The organism is Saccharopolyspora sp. NPDC002686, from assembly GCF_040295745.1.
Taxonomy (GTDB): Bacteria; Actinomycetota; Actinomycetes; order Mycobacteriales; family Pseudonocardiaceae; genus Saccharopolyspora; species Saccharopolyspora oryzae.
Map to the genome: position 1 here is coordinate 1 of NZ_JBEOVY010000335.1, position 8408 is coordinate 8408.

General features: G+C 68.3%; 7 protein-coding genes. 1 reads left to right on the forward strand and 6 read right to left on the reverse strand.

Features of this window, described 5'->3' with window-relative positions; all coding sequences use genetic code 11:
• Positions 1-61: 61 nt before the first annotated feature.
• From ABTZ89_RS31395 to ABTZ89_RS31410, 4 genes are all read right to left on the reverse strand, one after another.
• A complete protein-coding gene (locus ABTZ89_RS31395) occupies positions 62-1423 on the reverse strand; it encodes an amino acid permease (protein WP_351051522.1) in 1362 nt (453 codons plus the stop codon).
• A 478-nt stretch (positions 1424-1901) separates the two neighbouring features.
• The gene (locus ABTZ89_RS31400) at positions 1902-3254 is read right to left on the reverse strand and encodes an MFS transporter (RefSeq protein WP_351051525.1); all 1353 of its coding nucleotides are present in this window, start codon (positions 3252-3254) and stop codon (positions 1902-1904) included.
• 28 nt (positions 3255-3282) lie between these two features.
• A complete protein-coding gene (locus tag ABTZ89_RS31405; protein ID WP_351051528.1) occupies positions 3283-4551 on the reverse strand; it encodes a hydroxyacid-oxoacid transhydrogenase in 1269 nt (422 codons plus the stop codon).
• A gap of 228 nt (positions 4552-4779) precedes the next feature.
• Positions 4780-5610, reverse strand: coding sequence for an IclR family transcriptional regulator (locus tag ABTZ89_RS31410; protein WP_270948251.1), 831 nt, complete (start codon positions 5608-5610; stop codon positions 4780-4782).
• Between the two features lie 188 nt (positions 5611-5798).
• Between ABTZ89_RS31410 and ABTZ89_RS31415 the strand changes: the two genes are divergently transcribed.
• Complete coding sequence (locus tag ABTZ89_RS31415) at positions 5799-6731, forward strand: LysR family transcriptional regulator (protein WP_333777403.1); 933 nt, start codon at positions 5799-5801, stop codon at positions 6729-6731.
• Here the strand turns inward: ABTZ89_RS31415 and ABTZ89_RS31420 are convergent.
• Together ABTZ89_RS31420 and ABTZ89_RS31425 are read right to left on the reverse strand one after the other, a co-directional pair.
• Positions 6720-7832, reverse strand: coding sequence for an Mrp/NBP35 family ATP-binding protein (locus ABTZ89_RS31420; RefSeq protein ID WP_351051533.1), 1113 nt, complete (start codon positions 7830-7832; stop codon positions 6720-6722). The genes ABTZ89_RS31415 and ABTZ89_RS31420 overlap by 12 nt on opposite strands.
• A gap of 16 nt (positions 7833-7848) precedes the next feature.
• Positions 7849-8408 (reverse strand): molybdopterin dinucleotide binding domain-containing protein (locus ABTZ89_RS31425; protein ID WP_351051536.1); only part of this gene is annotated, 560 nt, incomplete at its 5' end.

An 8408-nucleotide genomic window follows, 5' to 3' on the forward strand; every position in this document is an offset into this window, starting at 1 on the left:
GCCGACCGGTGGGGTCGGCGATGGTCCGCGCGGCCGCCGAGCTCATCGCCTCGATCGCTTCCTACCGCATCTGCGGGATGCCGGCCGAATCGCCGTCGGCCCGCTGCGGAGCACCGCCGCGTCGGTCGCGGCGCGCGCGGAGCTGGTAGCCGGCCAAGATGACGGCAAGCGTCAGCAAGCTCAGCCAGAACTGCGAGCGGGTGTCCGGCAGGACCGCCATCGCGACGATGACCGCGCCCATCAGCCCGATCGTGAGGTAGCTCAGCCACGGGAACAGCCACATCTTCAGCGTGAGCGCGGCCGGTTCGGTTCGCTCCAGGGTGCGCCGCATCCGCACCTGGGCGATCGCGATGACGAGGTAGACGAACAACGCGACGGCGCCGTAGGAGTTGACCAAGAACGCGAACACCACTTCGGGCGAGAAGTAGGCGGCCAGGACGGAGACGTAGCCGGCGACGGTTCCGACGAGGATCGCTCGCCTGGGCACCGAGCCCCGGCCGAGCTTGGTGAGAGCCCTGGGCGCGTCGCCGTTCTTGGTGAGGGCGAACAACATCCGGGAGGAGGTGTAGAGCGCGGAGTTCAGGCAGGACAGCACGGCGGTCAGGACGATCGCATTCATCACCGTGGTCACCGCCGGGACTTCCAGCGCGGACAGGACGGCAGCGTAGGGGCTGACCTTCGTCTGCGGCGAATCCCAGGGCACGATCGCCACCACGAGGAACACGGATCCGACGTAGAAGCCGACCACTCGCAAGATGATCGATTTCATGGCTCGGGCCACCGCCTGCTTCGGTTCGGCGGACTCGGCTGCGGCGATGGTGACGATTTCGGCGCCGGTGTAGAAGGCGACGCAGGGCACCACGGCGGCCAGGATCGCGCCGACGCCCATGGGTGCGAAGCCGCCGTGCGCGACCAGGTTGTGGAGGCCTGCGTGGGCTCCGGGCCAGAACCCGAACAGGTACAGGCAGCCGACCAGCAGGAACACGACGATGGCCAGCACTTTGATCGAGGAGAACCAGTACTCGAACTCGCCGTAGGAGCGTGCCGAGACGAGGTTGGTGACCGTCAGCAGGGTCAGCAGCGCTCCACTGAGCACCCATAGCGGTACGCCGGGCAGCCACAGTTGCAGGATCTGGCCACCCGCGACCGCTTCGACGGCGACGACGATGACGAAGAAGTACCAGTACATCCAGCCGACGGAGAATCCGGCGCGGTTGCCCAGAGCCTGCCTGGCGTACACGTAGAACGAGCCGAGCGCGGGCTTGGCGACCGTCATTTCCGCGAGCATGCGCATGATCAGCACGGTGAGGATTCCCGCGAGCAGGAATGACACCACGGCCGCCGGCCCGGTCTGGTGGATCACCACACCGCTGCCGACGAACAGGCCGGCCCCGATGACACCGCCGAGGGCGATGAGGTTCATGTGACGGCGCTTCAAGCTTTGCTGCAAACCAGTGGCTTGGCCATCAGCTGAGTCGGGAGCCACGTTTCCTCCTCTTCAGGTCGCACCCCAAGACGTTCCAGGAGTAGCGGTTGCGTGAGACGTTGTGGTTGCGGTCACGCTAGGCAGCGGAGCGACTCGTGCGGAGTGCCAGTTCAGGATGGATCGCAGGAACCAGCTCAAGCCGTCCTAGTCCCTGCGCGGGACACGCGCAATCCCGATCAGAACCGCACGAATGCGCGCGCCACCGGCGGCACCGGTACGTGCCGCATCGAGGCCGGGATCTTCAAGGAGCAGCACGAGATCGCGGAAACCCCGCGCGATCTGACTGGATCCGTTGGTTTCGCGCGATGGCCAATGGCCCACCGTCGAAATCGTCGAGCGTGCAGCCCGTCGGCGTGGGTCTACCGGTCTGATGTGGACGTCTCCGGCTGTCGAGGCAGCCGGAAAGCCGGGATTCTCATTCCGCAGCGAGCGAAGGCGTTGAATGCCGCGGTGCACCACGCGTTTCGTCGGCAGACGAGTCCATCGGACGCATCGCCAAGGTGCATGCCGTGCTGACCCCGCCGGCGAGGACGAGGTAGGCCACCATGAGCCACGGCGTGCCACCGATCGCGAGGAGGCTGGCCAGGATCAGCGGGGTCAGGCCGGAGGCGAAGATCCCGGAGAGCTGGTAGACGAGCGAGATGCCGGTGTAGCGGACCTTGGTGGGGAACAGGTCGCAGTACAGCGCCGCCTGCGGTCCGTACATCAACGGGTAGGCCACGCCGAAGATGATCAGCAGCGCGGCGGTGAGAACGACGAGCGAACGGGTCTCGAAGAGACCGAACACGGGGTACGCCAGGACGGTGAAGATCATCGCGCCCAACGCGAAGGTCTTCCTACTGCCCCAGCGGTCCGAGCAGTGTCCGAACAGGGGGATGAAAACGACCATCACCGCCGAGCAGACCAGCACGACGCGGAGCAGGTCGGAGTAGTGCAGGCCGAGTGATTTCACGCCGTAGGACAGGATGAACACGCCCCACGTGTTGAAGGCGACGCCTTCGGCGAGCCGGCTTCCCATACCCAGTAGCAGGTGTCGCCGGCTGAAGCGGTCCCGGAGCAGTTCGGCGGCGGGCACCGTGGCGGCCTCCTGGTTCGAACGCATGGCGGTGAAGGCCGGTGTCTCCATGACCTTCAGGCGGACGAACATGCCGATCAGCACCAGCACCACGCTGAACAGGAAGGCGATGCGCCAGCCGTAGGCCAGGAACGCGGCCTCGTCCATCGCGGCGGACAGCAGCAGGAACGCGCCGGTCCCCAGCAGCAGTCCGAGGGCCAGGCCCACCTGGGGCCAACTGCCGTAGAGCCCTTTGCGCCGTGGCCCCGCGTACTCGACGGCGAGCAGGACTGCTCCGCCCCACTCGCCGCCAATCGCCACGCCCTGCGCCACGCGGCACAGGACCAGCAGGATCGGCGCGAGGATCCCGATGTCGTCGTAGGTGGGGACCAGGCCGATGAGGAAGGTCGCGACACCCATGATCATCATGGTGGTGACGAGGGTTTTCTTGCGCCCGATGCGATCGCCGATGTGCCCGAAGATCAATCCGCCGACCGGCCTGGCCACGAAGCCGACCGCGAAGGTCGCGAAGGCCAGGAGGGTGCCGACGGCGGGGTCGTGGCCGGGGAAGTACAGCTGGCCGAAGACGAGGCTGGCGGCCATGCCGTAGAGGAAGAAGTCGTACCACTCGATGGTCGTGCCCAGGATGCTGGAGAGGATGACGATCTTCATGTTCTGCTGGTCGGAGGTTCTTCGTTCCGCTTTCTCCTTCAAGGCGGGCTCCTTCGTCGATGTCGCGGTCTCACAGCGAGGTTCGGAAGATGTCCGCTGCGGCCGCGCGGTCCAGTTGACGGGGAACCACGGCGAGCTGGCGGGTCTGCTTGAGCGTCCCGTCCACAAGGGACTCGATGTGGTGTTCGCCGTAACCGAAGGCGCTCAGACCGCTGGGCATGTCGATGTCGGCCATGAGTTCGCGGAGGACGTGCGGGAGCGCTTCGGCTCCGTCGGTGCGAGTGAAGGTGGCGCCCGAGAGCAGTTCGGCCGCCCGCAGGTGTCGTTCGGGATCAGCCGGGTAGGTCCAGGCGAAGACGGCGGGTGCGGTGGCCGCGACGGCTTGGCCGTGCGGCACCATCGGCATCTCCGGGTATCCGTGCGCTCGGTAGCCCTGTGCCATTCCCGCGATGGGGTAGGCGTTCGCGTGCGGTAAGTGCGTTCCGGCGTTGCCGAAGCCGGTTCCGGCGTAGGTGGAGGCGAGCGCCATCTGGTAGCGCGCATCGAGGTCGCGACCGTTGTGCACGGCGGCGCGCAGGTGGCTGCCGACGAGTTTGAGCGCCATCTCGCACCACACGTCGCTGATCGGATTGGAGCCGCAGAACGCGGGGCGTCGCATGGGGTCGGCGGGCGCGGGCTTGGTGTCGAAGCGCACCGCTGTGTAGGACTCGAGGGCGTGGGAGAGGACGTCCATGCCGCTGGCGGCGGTGACCTGCGAGGGCATGCTGACGGTGGTCAACGGGTCGACCAGGGCGAGGGTCGGCCGTAGCCGGGGGTGGCTGACGCCGGCCTTGAGGTGCATCGACAACAAGTCGACGACGCAGATCGTGGTGGACTCGGATCCGGTGCCCGCCGTGGTCGGCACTGCGATCAGCGGCTTGACCGGCCCATCGGGCACGCGCCCGGCGCCGATCGGCGGCGTGACGTAGTCGAGCAGTTCGCCGTCGTGGGTCGTGAGCAGGTTGACCGCCTTCGCAGTGTCGATCGTGGAGCCACCGCCGACGGCGACGAAGGCGTCCCAATCCTTCTCCCGGGCCCATTTGACCGCCAGGTCGATGCTGACGTCGGTCGGCTCGACCGCGACGTCGTCGAAGACCTCGCATTCGATGCCCGCGGCGCGGATGCGGTCCTGCACGCGGGCGGGGATCCCGGTGTTGCGCACCCCCTGGTCGGTGAGGACCAGGACTCTCCGAGCCCTGGACGCGGCGAGTTCGCCGCCGATCTCGTCGAGGGCGCCCAGTCCGAACTTCAGCGGCGGCGCGGCCCAGGTGAACACGGTGTCGTTGGCTGGAGCGGTCATTCCGCTACCTCCCGAATGGGATTCAACATGTGGAGTGGTGTGTCACTATATGGTTGAGTGGTGTGCGACACAACCCCGCGAAGTCAGCGCGAACCCGGGAAGGCAACAACGGCAGGACGTTGCATGAACGTGTCAGAAAGCAAGCGCTGCAACAGGATTCATCAGTCGGTCACGGAAGGGACGGTTGGTAACCGCGAGAGCTGATGTGGCGCAGGAGGTGGCTGGGCGTCAAGGCGTGGCTGGGCGGCTCAAGGAGTGGTGCACGGGAATCAGCCGACTGATCTTGCGCGCCGGCTCGGCGAGGTATCGGCCCAGTTCGTGCATGCGGTCGCGAGGCATCCGAACCGCTGGAGCCTGCACCACCAGGGCTGCGTGCGCGTTTCCGGCGTCGTCGAGCACGGGTACGCCGACGCAGCGCACCCCGAGCACGTTCTCTTCGTCATCGAGGCTGTAACCGCGTTGGCGGATCGACTTGAGCTCCTTGACGAGCTTGTCGGGGTCCCGCAACGTCTTGGCCGTCACGGCCGGGAGTTCGGCAGGCAGTGACGCCACGAAGTCCTCGGCGTCGGCGGCGTGCGCCAGCATGGCCTTGCCGGATGCCGTGGAATACAGCGGAAAACGGGCCCCGACGTGCTGCTCGAACCGCAGCGGCAAGGTGCATTGCACCCGTATGAACACCACGGATTCCCCGGCTTCCCGGACCGCGAGGTTGACCGATTCCTCGGTGGCGGCGTTGATCTCTTCGAGCACCGGCAGTGCCTTGTCCAGCCCGAGGGCCTGCTGGGCGGCCTGCCCGAGCAGCACCGCGCGGGAGCCGAGGTAGTAGCTGTCCGTCGTGGGGTTCTGGGCGACGTAGCCTTCGGCTGCCAGGGCGCGGAGGATGCGGTGGGCTGTACCGGTCGAGAGGTTGAGGTGCTCCGCCACCTGGTGCAGCCGCACGTCGCCTTTCATGTCGATGAACAGCCGCAACACCGCCATCGCGCGCCCGATGGCTTGCGTCCCCATCGGCGCTGCACCCGCGCGCGCATCGACCTCTGAGCGCGTGGCGCGTGACGACATCCGGACCTCCTCGTGGCCTGCATCTACCTTAGGGGGCGTTTCAGAATGGTGCGTGGGCATGCGGCCGGCTGGGGGTGCGGGTCGGCGGTTTCGCGCGAAATCGCCCGATCGCCCCTGTCCGGGTGAGGAACCATTCCGCGCGGACTCAAAGGTACCCAACGCGACGCGCGGCTCGTAGGATTCGCGATGTGCCACCGCTGTCGCCCCGGATGCCGGAGATCGGCGCGCTCGAAGTGCTGCTCAGCGTTGCACGGCTGGGGAGCTTGAACCGCGCGGCAAAGGAACACGGCATCTCGCAGCCTGCGGTCAGCTCCCGGATCCGCTACATGGAGCGGCTGGTCGGTGTGCCGCTGCTGGAGCGCTCCACCGCCGGTTCACGGCTGACCCCGGCCGGCGCGCTCGTCGCGGACTGGGCCCGCGACGTCGTGGAGTCCGCGACGGTGCTGGATGCCGGGATCAGCGCGTTGCGGGGGAAACGCGCCCACGAACTGGGGGTCGCGGCGAGCATGACGGCGGCCGAGTACCTGGTGCCGGGCTGGCTGGTCGTGCTGCACGAACGGGTGCCGGAGCTGAAGGTGTCCTTGCGGCTGGCCAATTCGGCCGAAGTGGCCAGGTTGGTGCTCGGCGGCGAGATGGAAGTCGGTTTCGTCGAGGGCCCGTCGGTGCCTGAGGGGTTGGACAGCCAGGACGTGGCCGCCGACCGGTTGGAAGTCGTGGTGGCCCCGAGCCACCCGTGGAGTCGCCGGCGCACCCCGGTACCGGCGGCGGAACTGGTGGCGACTCCGCTGATCCAGCGGGAACCGGGCTCCGGCACCCGGTACACGCTGGAGCGGGTGGTCGCCGACTTCGGGCCGCTGGCCCCGCCCCTGCTCGAGGCGTCCTCGACGACCGCCGTCCGCTCTGCCGCCGCAGCAGGGGTGGCACCCGCGGTGATCAGCTCGCTCGCGGTGGCCGGGGACCTCGTGGAGCGTCGGCTGGTCGCGGTCCCGGTCGAGGGCATCGACATGCGGCGAGTGATCCGCGCCGTGTGGCGGTCCGGCCATCAGCTGCTGGGACCAGTGCGGGACCTGATCGGGGTGGCGACGCGGTCCCAGCACGCCACACGTCGCTCACACGACTGACAGCGGCAGCGGCACACCCGCGAGGCCGCGCCGCACCACCGGCAGTTCCGCGGCGAGCGTCGCCATCACCACCGCGGACGGCGCATCAGGATCGCGTGCTACCACGGGAATCCCGGCGTCGCCCGCTTCGCGCATGGCGATGTCCAGGGGCACCTGCGCGAGCAACGGCACGTCGAGCTGTTCCGCGAGTCGGTGACCGCCACCGGAGCCGAACATCTGTGTAGCGGTACCGCACGAACCGCACACGAGCGCGGACATGTTCTCCACGACACCGGCGATCGGCATCCGCTGGTCCCGTGCCATCCGACCAACGCGGGCGGCGACGTTCTGCGCCGCGGGCTGCGGTGTGGTCACCGCCAGCAGTGCGGCCTGCGGCACCAGTTCCAGCAGCGACAGCGCCACGTCACCGGTGCCGGGGGGCAGGTCGAGCAGCAGCACGTCGAGATCGTCCCAGTGCACGTCCACCAGGAACTGCTCCAACGCCTTGTGCAGCATGGGGCCGCGCCACACCACGGGTTCGGCGTCGTCGACGAAGAATCCGACCGACATCAACCGCACGCCGTGCGCTTCGACTGGCAGCATGATCCCGTTCAACGCGATCGGGTTGCGCCGGACGCCGAACAGGTGCGGGATCGAGTAACCCCACACGTCCGCGTCGAGCACGCCGACGCGCTGTCCGGACCGGGCCAGGGCGACCGCGAGGTTCGCCGTGACGCTGGACTTGCCGACGCCGCCCTTGCCGCTGGCCACGGCATAGACCCGGGTCCGCTCGTCGAGCCCGCGCGGCCTCTCGCCGCGGATGTTGCCGGCGAGCTCCGTGCGTTCCCGCTCCGACATGGTGCTGAAACCGACCTCGACCGAGGTGGCGCCGGCGTCAGTTGCGGCGGTGCTGATGGCTTCGCGGAGCGACTCGCGCAGCGGGCATGCCGAGGTGGTCAGGGCGATCTGGATGCGCGCTCGACCCCGGCGGTCCACATCGACGTCGCGGAGCATGCCCAGCTCGGCGAGACCGCGGTGCAGTTCCGGGTCCTGCACGGCGCCGACCGCGGCGCGCACCGTCCCGCTGTCGGTGCGGGGTTTCGCCTTGTGGTTCAACAACATCGACATACCTCCGTGGTCAGGCGCGGTAGGCGCGGCGCACTGGTGGTACCGGCCGCATCAGGAACTCCGGGCGGCGCTGGCCGTCCGGGCCGAGCGTGGACCGGGTCTTGGCCAGCCACTCCCGGTACACCTCGCGGGAGCGCCGGGTGTCGACGTAGACGTCGCCGTAGCGGTCTTCCGGGTGGGCTGGGGCCAGGCTGATTTTCTGCAGCCAGCAGTGCATGCCCGACCACGGGTCCGGGTGCACCGCGAATGCGAGGTTCTGGTGCACGCCGGGGTCCTGCCAGTCGATGCGCGCGGAGTCCGGGTCATCGGAGTCGAACGGTGCGATTCCCGTCTTGTGCCGCAGCATGAAGGTGTGCTGACCGTCCGGGTGGGACAGCTCGACCATGCCGGCGACCCACCGGCTGCCTTCGCCGGGGTGCAGTCGCCACCGTCCCATGTGGTGCGACAGTGCGCATACGCCCGGCCGGATCCCTTCGGTCACCCAGATGCGGCAGACGAAGTAGCCGATCTCGGTGCTGATGCGCACCAGATCACCGGTGCCGACCCCGTGGCGCTCGGCATCGATGGAGT